We start from the raw sequence: 21,857 nt of genomic DNA, 5'->3' as shown, positions 1-21,857 counted from the left end.
TTATGACGGCAATTCATCACCAACAGCAGCAACTAGATTTCATCGCCTATATTCAACGTTTGCTTACAGAAGGTGACTTTTCTGCGACTTATAAGTTTGCGTTATTGCATGCGTTAGCTGATGTGTGTGTTGAGCAGCCGCTGGTATATGAAAATAGTGAATTGAATGTTCCACTCGATTTGCTCGCCGAAAAGCTTATCGTGTTGTATTGGCATCATGCCGTACCATTTTCATCTGAACACACAGGTGAAATGGCGCTACTTAAACAAAATAGTGGAGGGCAATCTAAAGTCATTTCAGTGCTTTATGAATGCCAACAAAATAACATCCGCAGTTTACGAGCGTTAAAACAAAGTTCGCAATGGCCAAGCGTTTTTAAAGCTGCCATGAACACCTTAAAAGATGGGCCTCTTTGGCGTCTACAAATTCTCGCTAAACAAGAAGAGTGCTTTCTTTATCCCCATATTAAAGGCCAATCGTACATTACGTTAAAGCCGGGCATTGCTTCCTGTTTTCGACGTTTTTACGATTTGGTTGTCTATTTAGCCAAAAACTCATGGCTACAAAAAATTCAAAGTATTAAACATAATCAAAGTTTGATTGGCCCACAAAGCCAGTTGCATGATTTTTTATTTGGTTTAGACCGCAATGCACTAGGCAAAGCAAAGCCGATACTCGAAGAATTACAACATGGTCTGTGTTTTTACTGCCAAAATCCGTTAAATGGAAATACAGAAGTTGATCACTTTATTCCTTTTGCTCGTTATGCCAATGACCTAGGGCATAATTTTGTCGCTGCTCATCGCGCTTGCAATAACAGTAAACGTGATTTTTTAGCAGGGCAGAAGCATAGAGAGAATTGGGAAGATCAAAACCTCGTCCAGTTTAAAACGACGATTGAATCTGAGTTGAGCGCCTACTTTCATTGTGATGCTGATAAGTCTCGCGCGGTAAGTAATTGGGCCTACCAAGTCGCAAACAGTAATGGCGCAAAGCTTTGGTTAGCAAAAGATAGCTTTGAATTAGCGGTAAGCCAGCCATTGCAATATAGCCAGCCGTTGGGACTAGTGGCTGAAAAGCCTGCGAAATATGAATAGTTGAAAACTCTAGCTTATATTTTGTGTTGATCCTTTTATTGTTAGTTTCCCTATCATTTTTTCCATCTCTACTTTTCCTACTAGCACTTTTGCCACCACGCTCACATTCTTACTTTCTTTTCTATCAAAAAACGCAAGTTGTCGACAATCTCTTTGACATGCGCCTCCGGTATCGCTTAATTTATCACCATTAAATGTATATTGTTGACACTTAGGTGTCGGAGTGAGTGTGAATGGCGAGTGTGGCAGACAGCGTGATAAGCAATATTTCTGATGTTAAAGAGCATACCAAATCAGAAAGTTTGACCGAGTATTTAATTGAAGCGATTGTGAATGGTGAGCTTGAACCGGGGAGTAAGATCTCTGAGCCTGAGCTGGCTAAGCGTTTTTCGGTCAGCCGTGGGCCGTTGCGTGAAGCGATTATGCGGGTAGAAGCTTTGGGGTTAATTGAGAGAATCCCACATGTTGGGGCGAGGGTGACGACGTTCTCGCAGCAAAAGCTTATCGATTTATATGCGGTGCGTGAAGCATTGGAAGGCATGGCGGCTCGCTTGGCGGCACGTTGTATGACCGATGATGAAATCGATGCGTTAGAACAGGTATTGTCGACACATTCAGAGCATATCAATCAATCGGATGGTCAGTCTTATTTTCATCAACACGGTGATTTTGATTTCCACTACTGCATTATTAAAGCCAGCCGTAATACTCAATTGATTACCTTGCTGTGTGATGAGTTGTATCACTTATTACGCATGTATCGTTATCAATCCCCACGTTCGCATTCCCGTCCGGTTGATGCGCTCAATGAACATCTATTTATTTTTCAGGCGATTAAGAATCGTGATGAGGAATTAGCGGAAATGCTGATGCGTCGACACATTTCAGGTAGTCGTAAGTTAATCGAGCAACAAATCGGTTAGAGAATTATATTCAAGTTAAGGAGAACGACCATGGCGACATTAAGTCAGAGGCAACAATTGAGTCAAGGACAAAAGTTTCGGCTCGCGGTAGAGCAAAATGATCCGCTACAAATTGTCGGTACCATAAACCCTTATTGCGCCATGATGGCAAAGAATATTGGTCATCAGGCGATCTACCTTTCTGGCGGCGGTATTGCCAATGCGTCTTATGGTTTGCCGGATTTAGGCATGACTACCCTGAATGATGTGCTGGTGGATGTTGAGCGGATTACCAATGCGTGTGATCTGCCTTTGCTAGTGGATATCGATACCGGATTTGGTGGGGCGTTTAATATTGCGCGCACCATTAAGACAATGGAAAAGGCTGGTGTAGCAGCGGTTCACATGGAAGACCAAGTGGCGCAGAAGCGTTGTGGTCATCGTCCTAATAAAGCGATTGTGAGCCAACAAGAAATGGTCGACCGAGTAAAAGCCGCGGTAGATGCTCGCAGCGATGAAAGCTTTGTGGTGATGGCTCGTACCGATGCGCTAGCGATTGAAGGCATTGATAAAGCCATTGAACGTGCGATTGCTTGTGTCGAAGCGGGGGCGGATATGATCTTCCCGGAAGCGATGAACCAGCTAGAGCAATATGTCCAGTTTTCTGAGGCGTTGCAGTCGGCGGTTGGGCGTCATGTGCCGATTCTAGCCAACATTACCGAGTTCGGCCAAACGCCATTATTTAGCGGTGAGCAATTAGCCAAAGCCAACGTGGATATGGTGCTTTACCCATTGAGCGTATTTCGAGCAATGAACCGCGCGGCAGAAAATGTCTATAAGCATTTATTGGTTGAGGGGAATCAGGAAGCGTTGCTTGACCAAATGCAGACTAGGGCGGAGTTGTATCAGCATCTTAAATATCATGATTATGAGGATAAGTTGGATAGGCTGTTTTCGGAAGAATAAGAAAGATTGTTTCGAGTTGCGTGTAACGTGAACGCTTCGCTACGTGTAAGAGCTGAGCTGGAAGAGCACTAATTAACAAAACCGTCATCCTTGAGGAGCCTAGGCGACAGCGAGGATCTAGGTATATAAGGTGTGGTGATTAGATTCCTGCTCTCGCTTAGGCTCCTCAGGAATGACGACTTAAAAGAATGTGACAGAAATGACGGTGCTTTTTTCGAGCTACGAGAAACGAGAAGCGAAGCGCCCGATATTCGATAAACCAATAACGTGAAAACCATATCGCTGCCCACTAAGTGCAATAAGCACGATGCCAACAGAGCAAACGCAGTGATATCGAAAAGGAGTTCTAAATGACAAACAAAACTTTATCTGGAGCCGGTTTACGTGGACAAAGTGCAGGCACGACTTCGTTGTGTACTGTCGGTAAATCAGGCACTGGATTAACTTACCGCGGTTATGATATTACCGACTTAGTTAATCACGCCCAATTTGAAGAAGTAGCGCACCTATTACTAATCGGGTATTTGCCTAATCAAACAGAACTCGATGCTTATAAAACCCGTTTAATTGGTCTACGTGGGCTGCCAGATGCGCTTAAACAAGCATTAGAACTGATTCCGGCGGATGCTCATCCAATGGATGTAATGCGTACAGGTTGTTCTGTGCTTGGCAATCTAGAACAAGAAACGGATTTTACCCAACAGCAAGCGGCGACAGAACGTATGTTAGCACTGTTTCCTGCAATTATTTGTTACTGGTATCGCTTTAGTCATGATGGCGTGCGAGTCGATACTTTCGAGCAAAGTGAAGATTCCATCGGCGGTTATTTTCTCAAACTCCTCACCGATAAAGCTCCCAGTGAACTGCATAAACAAGTCATGCATTGCTCGCTGATTTTATATGCGGAGCATGAACTTAATGCTTCAACTTTTACCGCGCGAGTTTGTGCTTCAACCTTGTCTGATATTCATTCTTGTATTACTGCGGCGATTGGTAGTCTGCGTGGGCCGTTGCATGGCGGTGCCAATGAAGCAGCGATGGAGATGATTCAAGATTGGAAAACGCCAGATGAAGCGGAAGCTAATATTCTGAAAATGCTAGCCAACAATGACAAGATCATGGGCTTTGGGCATGCGATTTATCGGGAAAGCGATCCTCGTAATGCACTGATTAAACAGTGGTCGAAAAAGCTTTCTGAAGCGGTAGGAGACACGAATCTTTATGCGGTTTCAGAGCGTGTCGAAGCGGTAATGAAGCGTGAAAAAGATTTGTTTTGTAATGCCGATTTCTTCCATGCTTCGGCTTATCATTTCATGGATATTCCCACCAAGTTATTCACGCCAATATTTGTCATGAGTCGACTCACTGGCTGGGCGGCACATGTGTTTGAGCAGCGAGCTAATAATCGAATTATCCGTCCTAGTGCTGATTATGAAGGGCCAGAGCATCGAGAGTGGTTGCCTATTTCGCAACGAGCATAATCAAAGTCTGCAATATCAAGGTTTGGAGAACATGATGAATAATCAATATCGAAAAGTATTACCCGACACTGGGCTGGAGTATTTCGATGCGCGCGCGGCGGTAGAGGACATCCAAGCTGAGGCTTATCAAAGTTTGCCTTATACTTCACGCGTGTTGGCAGAAAATTTAGTGCGCCGTTGTGAGCCTGAACATATACAAGCGTCATTGCGTCAGCTTATAGAGCGTAAACGAGATTTGGATTTTCCTTGGTATCCGGCGCGAGTCGTGTGTCATGATATTTTAGGTCAGACAGCATTAGTGGATTTAGCTGGCTTGCGTGATGCAATTGCTGAACAAGGTGGTGATCCGGCCAAAGTGAATCCGGTCGTTGAAATCCAGTTGATTGTCGATCACTCATTGGCGGTAGAACATGCCGGCTTTGAAGGGGATGCGTTTGATAAAAATCGCGCGATAGAAGATAGACGTAATGAAGACCGCTTTCATTTTATCGAGTGGTGTAAAACAGCGTTTGAAAATGTCAGCGTGATCCCGGCCGGTAACGGGATTATGCATCAAATTAACCTAGAGAAAATGTCTCCGGTTATTCAAGCTAAACAGGGGGTTGCCTTTCCTGATACTTGTGTGGGAACCGATAGTCATACGCCGCATGTGGATGCATTAGGCGTGATTGCGATTGGTGTCGGAGGGCTAGAAGCGGAAACCGTGATGCTTGGACGTCCGTCGATGATGCGCTTGCCAGATATTGTCGGCGTAAAGCTGGCCGGTAAGCGTCAACCGGGTATTACCGCGACCGATATTGTGCTGGCAATAACCGAGTTTCTGCGCAATCAAAAAGTGGTGTCTGCCTACCTAGAGTTCTTCGGCGAAGGAGCGCGTGATTTAACCATTGGCGATCGCGCGACCATTTCTAATATGACTCCTGAATACGGCGCGTCCGCGGGCATGTTTTATATCGATGAACAAACCATTCAATACTTAAAACTGACTGGACGTGATGAACAGCAAGTTGCTTTGGTCGAACAGTACGCCAAAAAAACGGGTTTATGGGCCGATGATTTAACTGAGGCTGAATATGAGCGAGTACTGGAATTCGATCTCTCTAGTGTGCAACGCAATATGGCTGGGCCGTCTAATCCACATCGTCGTTTACCGACTAATCAATTAACAGAACGTGGCATAGCCAGAGCGTGGCAAAAGAAAGAAGGTGAATTGCCAGATGGCGCAGTGATCATTGCCGCCATTACCTCATGCACCAATACTAGTAATCCTCGCAATGTCGTCGCGGCAGGGCTGGTGGCTAAAAAAGCCAATCAACTCGGTTTAGTGCGCCAGCCTTGGGTGAAAACCTCTTTTGCTCCGGGTTCTAAAGTTGCCAAGTTATATCTTGAGGAGGCAGGGTTACTATCGGACTTGGAGCAACTAGGTTTTGGCATTGTCGGCTATGCTTGCACCACTTGTAACGGTATGAGTGGCGCGCTTGATCCGACTATTCAGCAAGAAATTATTGAACGTGATGTCTATACCACCGCGGTGTTATCGGGTAATCGTAATTTTGATGGACGTATTCACCCTTACGCCAAACAGGCGTTCTTAGCTTCTCCACCATTGGTCGTCGCTTATGCGCTTGCAGGGACTATTCGTTTTGATATTGAGCGAGATGCGTTGGGGCATGATGGGCAAGGAAACCCTATCTACCTTAATGACTTATGGCCAACAGATGAAGAAATCGATCAGGTAGTCAATCAGCATGTGAAGCCAGAACAATTTCAGCAAATTTATGTGAAGATGTTTGAAAAAGATACTGGCATTTATCAAACCAAGCCGCTGTATGACTGGCGTGAAATGAGTACTTATATTCGCCGCCCGCCGTATTGGGAAGGCGCGTTAGCCAGAGAATGTACTTTAAAAGGCATGAGGCCGCTGGCGATTCTCGGCGATAACATTACTACTGATCATCTATCCCCATCCAATGCGATTTTAGCATCCAGCGCAGCAGGGGAATACTTAGCCCAAATGGGACTTCCAGAACAAGATTTTAACTCTTATGCGACTCACCGAGGCGATCACTTAACGGCTCAACGTGCGACGTTTGCTAACCCGAAACTGTTTAATGAAATGGTGCTGGAAAATGGTGAAATCAAGCAAGGCTCTTTAGCGAGAGTGGAGCCGGAAGGTAAAGTCACTCGCATGTGGGAGGCAATTGAAACCTATATGCAGCGCAAGCAGCCTTTGATTATTGTCGCGGGTGCTGATTATGGCCAAGGTTCATCGCGCGATTGGGCAGCCAAAGGCGTGCGGTTAGCCGGTGTTGAAGCGATTGTAGCCGAGGGCTTTGAACGTATTCACCGTACTAACCTTGTTGGGATGGGCGTACTACCGCTGCAATTTAAGCTGGGTATGAATCGACATACTTTGGCACTGGATGGCACCGAGTTGTATGACGTGAAAGGGGAAATTACCCCAGGTTGCGATTTGGTTTTAGTGATTACTCGGGTAAATGGTGATCAAAAAGGCGGAATAGTCGAAGTTGAGGTGACTTGCCGTTTAGATACCGCGGATGAAGTGTCGGTGTATCAAGCAGGTGGTGTATTACAACGTTTCGCGCAAGAGTTTTTAGCGCACTAACTGGTGTCGATGCAGAATATAGAGGACTTTAAATATGAATCAATCAGTGACACTGTCACAAGCGTCTGGTGCGCGACAAATAAAAGTTCCTGCCACCTACATGCGGGCCGGAACCAGTAAAGGTGTATTTTTCAACTTGGCGGATCTCCCAGAAGGCGTTCAACAAGCTGGGGAAAGTCGCGACCGATTTTTACTGCGGGTGATTGGTAGCCCAGATCCGTATGGTAAACAAATTGATGGCATGGGCGGCGCAACCTCAAGTACCAGCAAAGTAGTGATTTTATCCAAAAGTGATAGCCCAGATCACGATGTCGATTACCTGTTCGGCCAAGTGTCTATCGATAGTCCTTTTGTTGATTGGAGTGGTAACTGCGGCAATTTGTCCTCCGGTGTTGGTGCTATGGCGCTGCATATGGGGTTAATTGATGAAAGTAATATCCCAGAGCAAGGGGTGCTACCAGTTCGAATTCGCCAAGTGAACATTAATAAAACCATAGTCACTCACGTACCGATTCAGTATGGACAGGTGCAAGAACTTGGGGAGTTTGAACTCGATGGTGTAACTTTTCCTGCGGCGGAAATTCAAGTCGATTTTATTGATCCGGCTGACGGTGAAGGATCCATGTTCCCTACTGGCAATGTGATCGATGAGCTTGAAGTGCCAGGAGTGGGTTGTTTTCATACGACCTTTATTAATTCTGGCATTCCTACCATGTTTATTGATGCGCAGGTACTTGGCTATCAAGGCACTGAATTGCAAGATGACATCAATAATGATGAAAAAGCGTTGGCGATGTTTGAAACTATCCGTGCTCACGGCGCAGTTAAAATGGGCCTAATTGAACATGTTGATCAAGCCAAGCAGCGGCAACATACCCCTAAAATTGCTTTTGTTAGCTCGCCCAAAAGCTATGTGACTTCTAGCGGTCAGCCGGTGAATGCCAGTGATATTGATGTATTAGTCCGCGCGTTATCAATGGGGAAATTGCATCACGCTATGATGGGCACTGCCGCAGTGGCAATTGGCTCCGCAGCCAGTGTGCCGGGTACTATCGTGAATCTTGCCGCGGGTGGTGGCGAGCGTGAATCAGTGGTGTTTGGTCATCCATCTGGCAGCTTAAAAATTGGCGCTAAAGCTAGCTATACATTGCTTGAAAATGGTGCGCGAGATTGGAAGATAGAAAAAGCCAGCATGAGCCGCAGTGCACGGATATTAATGGAAGGCTGGGTTCGCGTGCCCAATGAGTTTTGATAAAAGAATTTTAATAGCGGAATTTTTTATCAGGTTTATATTCAATTGATAAATCACTAGGGCCTGGCTTTGAACGTTCATAAATACTGGAATTGACCATAAATTGAGTTGCTAAGCAATCAATGTCGACGACTTTTGAACGAAGAGGTTTAGCCAGTAAATAGGTTGACGTAGATTCCTATTTTCTCGGTTCTAAATTGGTATTTATGGCGATAAGTTAAGGTCGTAATAAAAATGCCAATCTAGCTTTTTCTGAATCAATTAAGCGTCGTACTTGCTATTTTCTGAGGTGGTTTGTTGACCGCAATAACTGCTTCAGTGTTGCTAATGTGCAGTGAATATCACGTTATGGGAATGGGATATTTATACCTTTTGTTACCAATCGATTGCTTTTATGTGAGTCGCTGCTTAGAATTCGGCCATCTTTTCTTATTGATAGAATACAATTGTAATGAAATTAGAAACAATCGATTATCTAGCGGATAATGCTGCTGAGTTATTTGTTAAATCTCTACGAGAGACAGGCTTTGGTGTATTAAAAAATCACCCAATTTCTAAAGAGCTGGTTGAGTCTATTTATGAAAATTGGCAACAGTTTTTCTTATCAGAGCAAAAACATGATTTTCATTTTAATGCTGATACTCAAGATGGTTATTTTCCTCCGTCTGTTTCTGAGACGGCAAAAGGCCATAGTGTTAAAGATATTAAAGAATACTTTCATGTATATCCTTGGGGGCAAATACCTGAGCAACTGAAAGCCCAGATTTTAGATTACTATCAACGTGCAGATTCGTTCGCACAAGAATTACTAAGCTGGGTAGAGCAGTATGCGCCACAAGAAGTACAAGAGAAGTTCTCTATTGCTTTGTCTGAGATGATCAAAGATAGCGATAAGACATTATTGCGTATTCTTCATTACCCACCAATGACGGGTAATGAAGAGCCTGGTGCTATTCGTGCGGCAGCTCATGAAGACATTAACTTATTAACCATTCTTCCGGCAGCTAACGAGCCTGGACTACAAGTGAAAACGTTAGAAGGTGAATGGCTAGATGTGCCTTGTGACTTTGGGAATCTAATTATTAATATTGGTGATATGCTGCAAGAAGCATCGGGTGGCTATTTCCCATCGACCACCCACCGAGTGATTAATCCAACAGGTGAACGTCAAGAAAAGTCACGTATTTCACTGCCATTGTTCTTACATGCAAAACCTGATGTGGTTTTATCTGAGCGTTATACCGCGCATAGTTACTTGATGGAACGTTTACGAGAATTAGGGGTAATTTAACTTACATCTCAAAGTTAATTGGATATATACCTTTAAAACCTATGATGGAATCTGAAAGGAGGAAGCCATGGGTTTTTTATTACTTGGATATTGGTAGTTTTAGCTTAAAAAAGACCGGCCTAGATAAACTTCTGTTGATAACGCTTTACCATACTAACATTACCCAGCAAGCCACCTTGATGAATATACAATAGTGCTTTGTTGGGGTTTTCTTCTCGCCAGTACTGCAAACATTGCCACATGTATGGGTCGTAGAGTAAGTCAAATTCAACTTGGGTTTGTTGCTTTAATTGTTGCCAGATTTGGTAGTCTTGCGCATATAACTTACCAAATTGGTGCTTAGCTTTTCCATCTGTCGTGAGAACCTTAGGGTGCAAAGGCTCATTTAAACTATCAAATTGTTGGGTTAAGTACTCTTGGCCGCCAACACAGGCACAGGTGATCACATCAATATTATGTTTCGTGAGATGCTTGGTTAAATACAGTGCAGTGGTTCCGGTGCCAGATGGTAGCGCAACAGTTAAGACGCTAATGTTTTGCGAGCGTTTCCAATCAATAATTTCTTGTGCTAATTGTTTAATGCCGCGTTCAGCAATCGGGCTTCTACCGCCTTCTTCAACAAATAAACATTGTTCGTCTGGCTGACGAATTTGCTTAATGTAATCACTAGGATGAAGATCGGAAGGAAGGGCACTTACTTCGATGAGCTTTGCGCCTAATGCTAATGAAGCTTGATAATTACCCACCGGATTTTGTTTTAACCAGCGAGGAATATGGTCAACATAAAACTCTAATTGCCAACCTTTGAGTTTAGACAGTGCAGCTAAGCTGTATAACGAATTTGCTTGAGGAGAGCCATAACCAATAAGTGTGGTGACGTTAGGGTAGTCATCTTCCAGCAACGCCATAAATTTACGGGCTTTATTACCTGAAAATTCTGGATGAAGTAGGTCATCCCGTTTTAGATAAAAAGGATGACCGTTGAAGGTGTGCTGGGTGATGGGGGTGTTGGTTAGCTTCATCTTGATTCCGTCATCCCGTACAGCGAGAGAAAGGCCATATAATTTCGTCATTCCAGCCGAGCCTTAGCGAGAGCAGGAATCTATTTACAGCGCGTTGCATATAGATCCCGGATAACTCGTCCCTCGTTTCCGGGATGACAAAATTTTAGTTTTTCGTGCTCGAACGACGCTTTGCTTTTTCAAGTAACGAGAAGCGAAGTGCTCGAAATACGAGTTACGTTTCTAGTATTATCTTGCGCGACTACCCGCAGGTTTACCTTTTGGCTTCCCCTTAAACCCAGTGTATTTGCCTTGATTTGGTTTGTTTTGTCCCGCAGGTTTACGGTTAGCACCTGTTGGTTTTTTGTTATTACCAGTCGATTTACCGTTACCTTGTGGACGTTCACCACCTAAACCTGGCTGACCTTTAGCTCCAGTGTGTTTCGTCACAAAACGGTTAGCGCCATGACGACCTGATTTACGACGTTGCGCTGGCGTTAAAGTATCGGCGGCATCTTCAGCCGGTACCAAGCAGCTTGGCTTATCACCAATTAAATGCTTTTTACCCATGTTAATTAACGCTTCACGGATCATCGGCCAGTTAGCTGGATCGTGATAACGCAATAAGCCTTTATGTAAGCGACGCTGACGTTCACCTTTAGCAACCGGCACATCTTCACGTTGTTTGTATTTAACGCGCTTCAATGGATTGGTTTCTGAGTAATACATTGAAGTTGCATTACACATTGGCGATGGGTAGAAGTTCTGTACCTGATCACATTCAAAGTTGTTGCTCTTGAGCCATAGTGCCAAGTTCAACATATCTTCATCTTCAGTACCCGGGTGAGCCGAGATAAAGTAAGGGATCAGATATTGTTTTTTACCCGCTTCTGCACTGTATTTTTCAAACATTTGCTTGAAGGTGTCATAAGTACCCATCCCCGGCTTCATCATTTTATTTAACGGGCCATTTTCAGTATGTTCTGGTGCTATTTTTAAGTAACCACCAACGTGATGAGTAACCAGCTCTTTCACGTATTCTGGTGATTCAATTGCTAAGTCATAACGAACGCCAGATGCGATCATCACTTTCTTAATCCCCGGCACTTTACGTGCAGCGCGATACAAATCAATGGTGTGTTGATGATCGGTATTCAGCTTGTTACAGATACCCGGGAATACACAAGATGGGCGACGACAGTTAGCTTCCGCTTTTGGATCGGAACAACCTAAACGGTACATGTTCGCCGTTGGGCCACCAAGATCTGAAATTGTGCCAGTAAAGCCCGGTACTTTGTCGCGAATGTCTTCCATCTCATTCAAAATAGACTCTTGCGAGCGGTTTTGAATAATACGACCTTCGTGCTCTGTGATAGAACAGAATGAACAACCGCCAAAGCAACCACGCATGATATTTACCGAGGTTTTAATCATATCGTAGGCTGGAATTTTTGCCTTGCCATACATTGGATGTGGGCGGCGTGCATACGGTAGACCAAACACAAAATCCATTTCTTCTGTTGAAAGCGGGATAGGGGCCTGGTTGACCCATAATTCACGGTCACCATGCTTTTGAATCAAAGCGCGGCCTGAATATGGGTTCGTTTCCAAATGCATAATACGACTAGCGTGCGCATATAGAATTCGGTCGTTATTTAATTTTTCAAACGGTGGTAAGCGAACCGCGGTGCTTTTTGAGTCATGACGCGGTTTGCGATCTAACTTTATCTGTTGCGGCTGAATTTCAATCGGTTGTGCCTGCGCTTTTTGAGCATCTTCCGCTTGCTGATCTTTAGATTGAGTATCGCAGTTGCTTTCTACTTCATACGGGTTAATTGGTACGAAGACGGCTTTGCTTGGTTTTTCGATACGTGAAGAATCAATGACCGTGTAGCTTTCTGGAACCGCAGGTAAGTTCACTGCGGTGCCACGGATGTGAGTCATTTCGCTGATTGATTCTTGGTTGGCAAGGCGATGGGCCACTTCAACCAAGGCACGTTCGGCGTTACCAAATAGAAGAATATCTGCTTTGGCATCAAATAATATTGAGCGGCGAACTTTATCTGACCAGTAATCGTAGTGGGCAATACGGCGCAAGCTTGCTTCAATGCCACCTAGAACAATAGGGGTTTCTTTGTAAGCTTCACGACAACGTTGTGAGTACACCAAAGTAGCACGATCAGGGCGTTTGCCCCCTTCGTTATTTGGCGTGTAGGCGTCATCGTGACGAAGTTTTCTATCAGAGGTATAACGGTTGATCATTGAATCCATGTTGCCAGCGGTAATCCCGAAAAATAGATTCGGTTTCCCTAACGCCATGAAGTCGTTTTTATTATCCCATTTTGGCTGTGCGATAATGCCAACACGAAAGCCTTGTGCTTCCAGTAATCGACCGATGATCGCCATCCCAAAACTTGGGTGATCAACATAAGCATCGCCCGTTACAATGATAATGTCACAGCTATCCCAACCAAGTGCATCCATTTCTTTTCGACTGGTCGGTAGGAAAGGCGCAGGACCAAAACATTCCGCCCAATACTTTGGATACTGGTCGATAGGTGTTGGCTTGGTGGATTGTTGAATGTCGCTGTACATAAAATGACCTCTAATTTGGGATGCCAAAGTATACAGATTAAGACCAAGATCGACTAGGATAAAAGTAAACTATTTTCATTCTATGCCCTTATTTATATAGGGGTTAAGGCATTATCGAAAATTGCGGATTCACCAAGATTTTTGTGATGAGTTTTGGTAGAGTCCGCAGCGAGTTAACTATTTAGATCAACAGCCCCTAGGATCCAGCCTAATGTATTCGTATTTATTAAATGTTATTCCGCCGATGTTATTTGGCGCTCAATGTGTGTTGTTAATGGTGTTGCTTAAAGGGGAAATTTGCCCGGGTCAGCGCGGACGCATTCATAAGCAATTCCCTGTTATTGGGGTAGCATGGTTGGCAATTAGCCCATTATTTTGGCCACTAGCATCGGTTGGTATTTTAATTCTGGCTTTCTTTTCTCAAGTAAAAGTCAGCAAAACTCGCGATTCAGGCCCACTTTGGCTACTTAAAGTCGCCAATGGGTTTGCGCTGGCTTATAACGTGTTTTTCATTCTAGGTTCAGACCGCCCGCAAGGTTTGTTCATGCTGTTTGCCATGTTGTTCCTAGGTGCAGGTTTAAGCCATGTACTACTAACTTTTGCTCGTACACGTTTGCAAGCATTCCACCGTTTATTGCCTGTTGCAGGTATCGTCGGCGCGATGCTGATTTGCTTAGCGGTATTATGGCAAACCCAGCAATATAGTTTGAATTACTTGCACAATACCATTTGGTCTTTAGTCGGCTGCTTTGGTTTGATCTTATTGGGAATTGTCGCTTCAAGCTGGCATATCTTTACTCAGAAAACCATTACTAAAGTACAACCTGCGCTTGGTTTAGTAATGAGTCTAGCCGCGATGGTAGGTTTTGCTGGATTATTGTTTTAAATAACTTGATTTATTCGAAAACGATTATTTTTGCTTCATCACAGAATTTATCTCAAACAACAACTATTCTTAGATTGTGACTTTTCTAAAGGAGCAATCAGATGGATTTAAGCAATGTAAAACGTTGGGATAGCATTATTCTACTTGGTATTGTGAACGAAAAACTAAGATTAGAATGCGACAGTTTTGAAGAGCTAGTCACCATGTATGAAATGGATGTAGAAGACTTGGTCGGTAAGCTTGATGTGCTTGGCTATCAATACGATCCACTGACGAATCAGTTTAAGGCGAGGTGAGTTTTCGAGTTTCGGAAATTCGTTGCTAGTGGCTCGAAAAAGAAGAGCCTCGAGTTATGAGAAGTGATGCGCTCTAGCAACGAGCCCCGCTAAATCACTTATCTTTTTGATGAATAAATTTACGTAGCTCGGAATCTCGTTGCTCGTGACTCGAAAAAGAACTACCTCGAGTTACGAGAAGCAAAGCGCTCTAGCAACGAGCCTCGCTAAATCACTTATCTTTTTGATGAATCAACTTACGGTACTCGGAGTCTCGTTGCTCGTGACTTGAAAAAGAATCCCCTCGAGCCACGAGAAGCAAAGCCCCTGAGCACCGAGCTACGCTTACACCATCTTTATCCCATCCAAATGACTCTGACACTGCTGCTTCGCAGTACTAAAAAACGCCTGCAAGTATCGTTTATCTTTTTCTGCGTGCCTAGTCGCGGCAAATAAACGCCGCCATAAGCCTTTTCCTAGAGGTTTACTGGTGATTAATCCCTGTCGTGAGAATTCACTGATTGCCCAGTTTGGTAATGCTGCAACACCTAATCCTGCCGACACCATTTGTACCAACATTAAAGTATTGTCTGCTTGTTTCCATTTTGCAGGTTCAACGCCGGCGGGTTGTAAGAAATGTTTCACTACATCCAAGCGCTGCTTTTGTACTGGGTAGGAAAGCATGGTTAATGCCGCGAGATCGTCGGGTTCGATGAATTCTTTATCGGCCAGTGGGTGATTGGTGGCAGTAATTAAACGCATTTCAAAATCAAATAACGGTTCATAATGCACTTCTGAACGCGGTTGAATATCGGAGGTGATCACTAAATCCAATTCACCAGCCACCAATGCCGGTAAAGGTTCAAAGCCAAAGCCTGATGAAAAGTCGAGCGTGACACTTGGCCATGCAATTTGATATTCCTTTAATGCTGGCATCAGCCATTGAAAGCAGGAGTGACATTCGATTGCCATGTGCAAACGGCCATTCACATCTTCTTTTAAGCTCGCGATATCATTTTCCGCTCGGGCAATTTTTGGCAGCACTTCATCGGCCACTTTTAAAAGGATTGCACCTTCAGAAGTGAACTTGATTGGGCGGGTTTTACGCAGAAATAATTTACCGCCAATGCGAGATTCAAGATCTTTCAATTGATGAGAAAGGGCGGATTGGGTGAGATGCAGTGCAGTCGCGGTAGCGGTTAATGAGCCTGTATCGCGTAAGACTGACAATGTCCGTAAATGCTTTATTTCTATCATTACTCATCCTCATGATGAAAAACTTTCCTTTAGAATTTTTAATAAAATTACTCCTTTATTTTGTAATTGTAAACGTCTAGATGGCTATTTGTTGTTGTGCATTGAAATAAATTCATAATCATTGTGAATGAATAGACATTGCTCATGTTGCTACAAAGCTCGATTATTTAGCCATCTAGACAGATAAATGTAGTGGTAATGCATCACTACAACGATTCGAATAACGCGCTTGAAAAATTATAAGGTAGGGACAATATGACGGCACAAAATAAAACCATCACACATATTCTGGGTTACCCACGTATTGGTGAAAAACGTGAGCTGAAATTTGCTCAAGAACAGTATTGGAAAGGCGAAATCGATCAAAATGCATTAAAAGCCGTAGGTAGTGAACTGCGTCAACGCCATTGGAATGATCAAACGGCGAGTGGTTTAAGTTATGTAACGGCTGGCGATTTTGCTTGGTATGATCATGTACTCACAACGAGCTTACTGCTAGGGCATGTACCCGCAAGGCATTCAAATGGTGGCTTTCCAGACCTAGATACCTTATTTAAAGTGGCACGTGGTCAATCGGCAAATAGTGAAGCTTCAAATTGTGGTTGTGGATCTGCTCATGAAGAAAGTGCCGGTGCCGCGGCATCTGATATGACCAAATGGTTTAATACTAACTACCACTACATTGTGCCGGAGTTTAGCCAAGACGACAGTTTTCAAGTGAGTTGGCCGCAATTGTTTGATGAAGTGAATCAGGCAATTCAAGCCGGGCACAATGTGAAGCCGGTTTTATTGGGCCCACTTAGCTACTTGTATTTAGGCAAAGAAGTCAATGAAGAAGAAGTCGAAAATGGCTTTGACCGTCTATCTTTATTGGCTCGGATTCTGCCTGTCTATCAAGCGATTCTGGCGAAATTGAAATCGCTTGGCGTAGAGTGGGTACAAATCGATGAACCTATTTTAAGCTTAGAACTAGAAGATAAATGGTCTAGTGCATTTAAATTGGCATATCAAATCTTACAAGGTGAAGTGAAGCTATTACTGACGACCTACTTTGATTCAGTGGAAGATAATTTGGTTAAAATTGTTGATCTGCCGGTTAATGGTTTACATATTGATTTGTCGGCTTCTCCAGAGCAACTTGAAGTAGTGCATAACTCAATCCCACAAGATTGGGTGTTATCGGTTGGCGTGATTAATGGACGTAATGTGTGGCGTGCCGATCTTGAATCTTGGCTTACAAAATTACAACCAATAAAAGCGCAGCGTGGTGATAATTTGTGGGTTGCGAGTTCATGCTCTTTATTACATAGTCCAATGGATTTAGAGCTTGAAACCGAATTGTCAGATGAAGTGAAAAGTTGGTTCGCTTTCGCTAAACAAAAACTCAATGAAGTAAGCTTATTAGGCGCAGCATTAGACGGTAATGGTCATGCGATTGCCGCCTGTTCTAGTTATAGTCAACCGATTAAAGCTCGTTTAAGTGCCGATCATGTTAATAAACCTCGGGTACAGCAGCGTTTAAATTCATTAACTCAAGCATTTGTCGAACGTAGTGCCGCTTATCCAGAAAGGGCGCATCATCAAGCGGAAGTACTTAACTTACCATTATTGCCGACTACGACAATTGGATCGTTTCCTCAAACCGCAGAAATTCGTCAACAGCGTAGTGCATTTCGGACAGGAAAGTTAAGTGCTGCAGACTATGAGAAAGCGTTAAAAGGCCATATCCAAGATGCGGTTAAGCGCCAAGAAGCTCTCGATTTAGATGTTCTTGTGCACGGTGAAGCTGAGCGTAATGATATGGTGGAATATTTTGCGGAAAACTTAGCAGGTTTTCAGGTCACCCGTTTTGGTTGGGTGCAAAGTTATGGTTCACGTTGTGTGAAACCGGCGATTGTCGTAGCCGATATTGAACGTGAAAAACCAATGACGGTAGATTGGTCGGTGTATGCTCAATCGCTAACCTCAAAGCTGATGAAAGGCATGTTAACAGGACCAGTGACGATTTTATGTTGGACGTTTCCGCGTGAAGATATCACTCGTAAACAAATTGCTCAGCAGATCGCGTTTGCGTTGCGTGATGAAGTGGATGATTTACAAAAAGCGGGTATTAATATTATTCAAATTGATGAACCAGCGATTCGTGAAGGCTTACCACTGAAAAAACGTGACCACAAGGCATATTTAGAATGGGCAGTGGACGCGTTTAAACTATCAGCTGCCAGTGCCAAGCCTGAAACTCAGATCCATACCCACATGTGTTACAGCGAGTTTAACGAGATCATTGATTCAGTCGCAGCGCTTGATGCTGATGTTATTACGATTGAAACGTCACGCTCCAATATGGAATTACTCAAAGCATTCGAAGCGTTTAATTATCCGAATGAAATTGGCCCAGGAGTTTATGATATTCACTCACCAAACATTCCGACCCAAGCATGGATTATTGGATTACTGGAAACCGCGGCGAAGAAAATTCCAGTAGAGCGTTTGTGGGTTAATCCTGACTGTGGCTTAAAAACTCGTAACTGGGCGGAAACAGAAGCGTCATTACACAATATGGTAGAGGCGGCGAAGACGTTACGTAAACGCTTCTAATCTTTTAATCCAACTAATTAAAGCAGAAACCAGCCACGTGCTGGTTTTTTATTGGGTCACACAAATGACATTAAAATAGTCACTTGGATCGTGGTCTCGAGTGGTGATTTGATTTTGAATACGGGTGATGGTTCTATTGGGATCTAACCAAAATTGCGATTTCACCGCATACTTCATCATAAATTCCATATTCGATAACATGTAATTGTAATTACGAGCACTGGCTATTTTACTATTTGATTCTCGGCATACCGCTTGAGCTTGCGTAAAGGTAAAACTCCCAATATAGGTTTTGTTATAACGAGTAGTTTTGCCTTGGTAGTTATCATCATAGATAGGCAATAATGCTGTTGAGCCACCGATAGAAAATATCGGCATCATATATGGCATGACTATGGTTTCAGCTTGTTCTGGTTCTTCATCATTGCTTTGATCTGACGAAGAAAGAGAGATCATTTCAGAAACTTTTGATTGGGTATAAAACTTAACTAGTGCATCGCGATATCCACGGCGGTTCAATTCAGATAAAGCGATTTGTGCATTTTCAAGTGATACCGGACCAATCATCATGCGATAACCATAATTATAGGGCTGTTCTGCAATAGGGTAATCAAACTTACTTTGTATTTCGCCTTTTATATTTAGATAAGACTGGAAGCTAGAAGCAAATAGGTATTGAACAAAATATTGGGTGGAAGGCGTTATCTTATCTAAGTGAGTTGAGTTGTATGGCAGCAGTTCACAGTCTTCAGAGACTAAATACTCATTACCAATTGTCGATTGTGTGATTTGGCATGCTTGAGAAAGAAAGGGCAGTGACGATAATAAAACCCCCAAACAATATTTAAACACAGTCGAACTCCATCCTACCTATTCCAACAATTCGTCATGCTACATATACATCATGCTACAACGGCTTTTCATGAAGTTCGACTAATTTTAAATAAATATGATACCCAAGTGAATTTTGTATTTTGAAATTACTTGGGTATAGATTAAATGGGATTAATATACCCAATCTTTCAGAGTGTAAGTCAGCTTATGCTGGTCATTAGAAAGAGTCAGGGTATCTTTCCCTAAATCAATTTTGCTCCATGCTGATAATGTACTTGCGACGGCACGTTCAATATTCATCGCTTCGCCTGGACAAAGCTTCATTGTCATTGCCATTTTCTCAATACGGAACTCGCCAGTTTTCGGGTTGATTTCAGCTTGTCCATTAAAACCATTACAGCCCGCATTACCGTGGGAGTTCATCGCTTCACCGATTTCTAGATCAGGCCTAATATCGTTATGGGTTTCAGGTACACCCTTACCATCAACTTCTGTTAATACCCAGTGGTGATGCTGTAGGTCGGTGGGTGTTACAACATCAGCTTTATCAGTTGAAGAACAAGCGGCCAGTAATACAGGAACACTTAATGCTGTGATCAGCTTTTTCATCGGACTCTCTCCATATAGGTAGGCTATGCTTTACATCAGAAATGTCAGTTAAAGCATTTATATTTCTATAGATTAGCAAATTATTGTTAGCTTAGCATTAGACGTCAGTCATTTAAAAAGTTTGAATGGTGATAACCAAGTGACTGCAAGATACAGAATTCAGAGCTATCATCCCTAAAACTTGTTTTATTCTTGCTGAAACTCGCATCTTGAAGTTACTTGGGTATATATTTATTGACAATGTGATTAATTTATAACAAAGGCATAACAAGTTATAACGGGATTGAGGAGGGCACATGGAACAATTAGAGTTTTTTTCAGTGCCAAGTCCGTGTGTTGGTGTCTGCACCGTTGATGAAAAGGGATATTGTCAAGGATGTATGAGAAAACGTGAAGAACGCTTCAATTGGCTTAATTTCACTCCTGCTCAGCAAAGACATATCATCAAATTATGTAAGCAACGATATTATCGTAAACGCTTAGCTCAACGTAATGCTATTCCGGTCGTACAAGTTGATAATGACGAGGATTTGCCACCACAGGGGAGTTTGTTTTAAATCGGAAGGATATTGATATTTTTAGTGAGTTATAAAAAGGCGAAAGCCCGAAAGTTGGTAGCAATCGGGCTTTCTAATTTTTATTGAGTTTCGAGTGGTAAATTCGAATTCAATGGTATGCAAAAGGTGGATTCATCGAATCAAAGACTGGAAAGTCTTAAGCGCGAATGAAGTCCATGTGCTCAACTTTTGGTTTAAACGCGTGACGTTGAACATCTTGCGGTTTAACTTTAAGTTCTTTGCCATCAACTACTAGAGTGATGCCTTCGTAGAACTCAGGCTTGTCCATTTGGTTGATAACTTCATCGTGGTTTAGAGCGATAGAAACAGGTGCTGCTTCTCCACCGTAAACGATTGCTGGGAATAGGCCAGCGTGACGTAGGCGGCGGCTCGCACCCTTACCTAGTTCAGTACGTACTACTGCTTCAAATTTCATAGTATTTACTCTCAAATTAGTAAATTAAAAGATGTTTAATCACGTAGCGACCTAGTGATTAAGCGTTGTTTCAAGCTTGATAAAATAATTAAGCATTGAAACGAGCGCGGATACTACCATTCAAATAACATCAGGGCAATAAAAAGCCGTTGAATGGCAATGATTTTACACACTGTCTCGTAGCGCTATTTTAAAACCTAAATCTATGATTGGTTTCGTTATCGATTGCCCTGCTAAACGTAGCAGTATTTGTTCTGCTGATATTATGCCCATTTTCTCACGGGGGGTAATAACGGTCGCCAGCCTTGGCACCATAATGTTGGATAAATCGTGACCATGAAAACCAGCGATTCCGATATCTTGAGGTACTCGTATTCCAAGTCGTTGACATTCATAAATTGCTCCAACAGCCAAGTCATCATTGGTACAAAATATGCCATTCGCTTGCGGATGTTCGTTACGCATTTTATGTAATAAATCAGCGCCTAAAGTGAAAGAAGAAGCACTGGTTGTTTGCAGACTTATCGGTGTTAAACCATGTTCATGCATCGCTTCTTCATACCCGGCTAATTTCAATTTAGTTCGAACATCTAACCGAGCAGCAAAGTAAATGATATGATCATGACCTTTTTCGATCATCGCCGTTGTCATGGCTTTGGCGGCGGCATGATTATCAAAACCTATGGATTGTTCAATTGAGTTTGATACTGTATCCATTATTTCAATAACTGGGATACCAGCAGTTTTTAGCATTTTTCGAGTGCGTTCGCTGTGGTGGTTCTCCGATAATATCAAAGCGTCAACATTATATGAGAGCAACATTTCGATACTTTTCTCTTCTTGCTGCTCACTATAGCTATAGTGAGCAAGCATCAATTGATACCCCGCAGGTTCAGTGACACTCTCAATGCCCCGAATGATCTCGGCAAATACTTGGTTTGTTAAAGAGGGGACTAAGACGCCAATTGAATGACTCTTTGCATTAGAAAGAATATCAGGTGCGCGGTTTGGGATGTAACCTAGCTCTTCCACCGCTAATTTGATTTTTTCACGCAATACATCAGAGACGTTATTAGGATCTCGTAGGCAGCGGCTGACCGTCATTTTGGTTACGCCAACAAGATTTGCGATATCTTGTAGTGTTGGTCGTTTATTTTTAGGTGCCATTTTACTCTCTATTACTTCTAGTCCTAT

General features: G+C 43.0%; 18 protein-coding genes. 11 read left to right on the top strand and 7 right to left on the bottom strand.

Annotation, left to right across the window (positions count from 1 at the left end; all coding sequences use genetic code 11):
* The first annotated feature begins 2 nt into the window (after window positions 1-2).
* From ACN0T8_RS02345 to ACN0T8_RS02315, 7 genes are all read left to right on the top strand, one after another.
* Window positions 3-1,097 (top strand): HNH endonuclease, encoded by a 1,095-nt coding sequence (locus ACN0T8_RS02345; protein WP_417879057.1) that lies wholly within the window; start codon window positions 3-5, stop codon window positions 1,095-1,097.
* 233 nt (window positions 1,098-1,330) lie between these two features.
* Complete coding sequence (locus ACN0T8_RS02340; RefSeq protein ID WP_417879056.1) at window positions 1,331-2,020, top strand: GntR family transcriptional regulator; 690 nt, start codon at window positions 1,331-1,333, stop codon at window positions 2,018-2,020.
* A 30-nt stretch (window positions 2,021-2,050) separates the two neighbouring features.
* Window positions 2,051-2,965 carry a methylisocitrate lyase gene (gene prpB / locus ACN0T8_RS02335; protein WP_417879055.1) on the top strand — a complete coding sequence of 305 codons (915 nt, stop codon included), beginning with the start codon at window positions 2,051-2,053 and terminating at the stop codon, window positions 2,963-2,965.
* 350 nt (window positions 2,966-3,315) lie between these two features.
* Window positions 3,316-4,446: a bifunctional 2-methylcitrate synthase/citrate synthase gene (gene prpC / locus ACN0T8_RS02330; RefSeq protein ID WP_417879054.1), complete on the top strand. Its 1,131-nt coding sequence runs from the start codon at window positions 3,316-3,318 to the stop codon at window positions 4,444-4,446.
* A 34-nt stretch (window positions 4,447-4,480) separates the two neighbouring features.
* On the top strand, window positions 4,481-7,072 hold the full coding sequence (acnD, locus tag ACN0T8_RS02325) for a Fe/S-dependent 2-methylisocitrate dehydratase AcnD (protein ID WP_417879483.1): 2,592 nt from the start codon (window positions 4,481-4,483) through the stop codon (window positions 7,070-7,072).
* Window positions 7,073-7,106: 34 nt separating this feature from the next.
* Window positions 7,107-8,324: a 2-methylaconitate cis-trans isomerase PrpF gene (gene prpF, locus ACN0T8_RS02320; protein ID WP_417879053.1), complete on the top strand. Its 1,218-nt coding sequence runs from the start codon at window positions 7,107-7,109 to the stop codon at window positions 8,322-8,324.
* A 451-nt stretch (window positions 8,325-8,775) separates the two neighbouring features.
* Window positions 8,776-9,615, top strand: coding sequence for an isopenicillin N synthase family dioxygenase (locus ACN0T8_RS02315; RefSeq protein ID WP_417879052.1), 840 nt, complete (start codon window positions 8,776-8,778; stop codon window positions 9,613-9,615).
* A gap of 119 nt (window positions 9,616-9,734) precedes the next feature.
* Here ACN0T8_RS02315 and ACN0T8_RS02310 read toward each other — a convergent pair whose 3' ends face one another.
* Together ACN0T8_RS02310 and ACN0T8_RS02305 are read right to left on the bottom strand one after the other, a co-directional pair.
* Window positions 9,735-10,637 carry a 1-aminocyclopropane-1-carboxylate deaminase/D-cysteine desulfhydrase gene (locus ACN0T8_RS02310; RefSeq protein WP_417879482.1) on the bottom strand — a complete coding sequence of 301 codons (903 nt, stop codon included), beginning with the start codon at window positions 10,635-10,637 and terminating at the stop codon, window positions 9,735-9,737.
* Window positions 10,638-10,865: 228 nt separating this feature from the next.
* Window positions 10,866-13,211: a YgiQ family radical SAM protein gene (locus ACN0T8_RS02305; RefSeq protein WP_417879051.1), complete on the bottom strand. Its 2,346-nt coding sequence runs from the start codon at window positions 13,209-13,211 to the stop codon at window positions 10,866-10,868.
* 211 nt (window positions 13,212-13,422) lie between these two features.
* Here ACN0T8_RS02305 and ACN0T8_RS02300 point away from each other — a divergent pair, with 211 nt between their 5' ends.
* Window positions 13,423-14,097, top strand: coding sequence for a hypothetical protein (locus ACN0T8_RS02300; RefSeq protein WP_417879050.1), 675 nt, complete (start codon window positions 13,423-13,425; stop codon window positions 14,095-14,097).
* Window positions 14,098-14,198: 101 nt separating this feature from the next.
* The gene (locus ACN0T8_RS02295; RefSeq protein ID WP_027697251.1) at window positions 14,199-14,393 is read left to right on the top strand and encodes a DUF4250 domain-containing protein; all 195 of its coding nucleotides are present in this window, start codon (window positions 14,199-14,201) and stop codon (window positions 14,391-14,393) included.
* A 324-nt stretch (window positions 14,394-14,717) separates the two neighbouring features.
* Here the strand turns inward: ACN0T8_RS02295 and metR are convergent, their stop codons facing one another.
* On the bottom strand, window positions 14,718-15,629 hold the full coding sequence (gene metR / locus ACN0T8_RS02290; RefSeq protein WP_417879049.1) for an HTH-type transcriptional regulator MetR: 912 nt from the start codon (window positions 15,627-15,629) through the stop codon (window positions 14,718-14,720).
* A 255-nt stretch (window positions 15,630-15,884) separates the two neighbouring features.
* Between metR and metE the strand changes: the two genes are divergently transcribed.
* Complete coding sequence (metE, locus tag ACN0T8_RS02285) at window positions 15,885-18,227, top strand: 5-methyltetrahydropteroyltriglutamate--homocysteine S-methyltransferase (protein ID WP_417879048.1); 2,343 nt, start codon at window positions 15,885-15,887, stop codon at window positions 18,225-18,227.
* Window positions 18,228-18,275: 48 nt separating this feature from the next.
* Here the strand turns inward: metE and ACN0T8_RS02280 are convergent, their stop codons facing one another.
* Window positions 18,276-19,079, bottom strand: coding sequence for a hypothetical protein (locus tag ACN0T8_RS02280; protein WP_417879047.1), 804 nt, complete (start codon window positions 19,077-19,079; stop codon window positions 18,276-18,278).
* A 153-nt stretch (window positions 19,080-19,232) separates the two neighbouring features.
* Window positions 19,233-19,670, bottom strand: coding sequence for an META domain-containing protein (locus tag ACN0T8_RS02275; protein WP_417879046.1), 438 nt, complete (start codon window positions 19,668-19,670; stop codon window positions 19,233-19,235).
* Between the two features lie 296 nt (window positions 19,671-19,966).
* On the opposite strand from ACN0T8_RS02275, the gene ACN0T8_RS02270 reads away from it, so the two are divergent.
* Window positions 19,967-20,227, top strand: coding sequence for a DUF1289 domain-containing protein (locus ACN0T8_RS02270; RefSeq protein WP_417879045.1), 261 nt, complete (start codon window positions 19,967-19,969; stop codon window positions 20,225-20,227).
* A 157-nt stretch (window positions 20,228-20,384) separates the two neighbouring features.
* Here the strand turns inward: ACN0T8_RS02270 and rplY are convergent, their stop codons facing one another.
* A complete protein-coding gene (rplY, locus tag ACN0T8_RS02265; RefSeq protein WP_417879044.1) occupies window positions 20,385-20,663 on the bottom strand; it encodes a 50S ribosomal protein L25 in 279 nt (92 codons plus the stop codon).
* A gap of 165 nt (window positions 20,664-20,828) precedes the next feature.
* Window positions 20,829-21,830 carry a gluconate operon transcriptional repressor GntR gene (gene gntR, locus ACN0T8_RS02260; protein WP_417879043.1) on the bottom strand — a complete coding sequence of 334 codons (1,002 nt, stop codon included), beginning with the start codon at window positions 21,828-21,830 and terminating at the stop codon, window positions 20,829-20,831.
* Between the last annotated feature and the right edge of the window lie 27 nt (window positions 21,831-21,857).

It is taken from the genome of Vibrio sp., assembly GCF_048266485.1.
Classification (GTDB): Bacteria; Pseudomonadota; Gammaproteobacteria; order Enterobacterales; family Vibrionaceae; genus Vibrio.
This window is presented reverse-complemented; position numbering and strand designations above follow the sequence as displayed.

Coding starts and splice junctions, on each gene's coding strand:
- ACN0T8_RS02270 (WP_417879045.1), top strand. CDS start 19,967: ATGGAACAATTAGAGTTTTTTTCAGTGCCAAGTCCGTGTGTTGGTGTC.
- ACN0T8_RS02305 (WP_417879051.1), bottom strand. CDS start 13,211: ATGTACAGCGACATTCAACAATCCACCAAGCCAACACCTATCGACCAG.
- ACN0T8_RS02345 (WP_417879057.1), top strand. CDS start 3: ATGACGGCAATTCATCACCAACAGCAGCAACTAGATTTCATCGCCTAT.
- rplY (WP_417879044.1), bottom strand. CDS start 20,663: ATGAAATTTGAAGCAGTAGTACGTACTGAACTAGGTAAGGGTGCGAGC.
- metE (WP_417879048.1), top strand. CDS start 15,885: ATGACGGCACAAAATAAAACCATCACACATATTCTGGGTTACCCACGT.
- ACN0T8_RS02275 (WP_417879046.1), bottom strand. CDS start 19,670: ATGAAAAAGCTGATCACAGCATTAAGTGTTCCTGTATTACTGGCCGCT.
- prpB (WP_417879055.1), top strand. CDS start 2,051: ATGGCGACATTAAGTCAGAGGCAACAATTGAGTCAAGGACAAAAGTTT.
- ACN0T8_RS02295 (WP_027697251.1), top strand. CDS start 14,199: ATGGATTTAAGCAATGTAAAACGTTGGGATAGCATTATTCTACTTGGT.
- ACN0T8_RS02300 (WP_417879050.1), top strand. CDS start 13,423: ATGTATTCGTATTTATTAAATGTTATTCCGCCGATGTTATTTGGCGCT.
- acnD (WP_417879483.1), top strand. CDS start 4,481: ATGAATAATCAATATCGAAAAGTATTACCCGACACTGGGCTGGAGTAT.
- prpC (WP_417879054.1), top strand. CDS start 3,316: ATGACAAACAAAACTTTATCTGGAGCCGGTTTACGTGGACAAAGTGCA.
- ACN0T8_RS02310 (WP_417879482.1), bottom strand. CDS start 10,637: ATGAAGCTAACCAACACCCCCATCACCCAGCACACCTTCAACGGTCAT.
- ACN0T8_RS02340 (WP_417879056.1), top strand. CDS start 1,331: ATGGCGAGTGTGGCAGACAGCGTGATAAGCAATATTTCTGATGTTAAA.
- gntR (WP_417879043.1), bottom strand. CDS start 21,830: ATGGCACCTAAAAATAAACGACCAACACTACAAGATATCGCAAATCTT.
- prpF (WP_417879053.1), top strand. CDS start 7,107: ATGAATCAATCAGTGACACTGTCACAAGCGTCTGGTGCGCGACAAATA.
- ACN0T8_RS02315 (WP_417879052.1), top strand. CDS start 8,776: ATGAAATTAGAAACAATCGATTATCTAGCGGATAATGCTGCTGAGTTA.
- metR (WP_417879049.1), bottom strand. CDS start 15,629: ATGATAGAAATAAAGCATTTACGGACATTGTCAGTCTTACGCGATACA.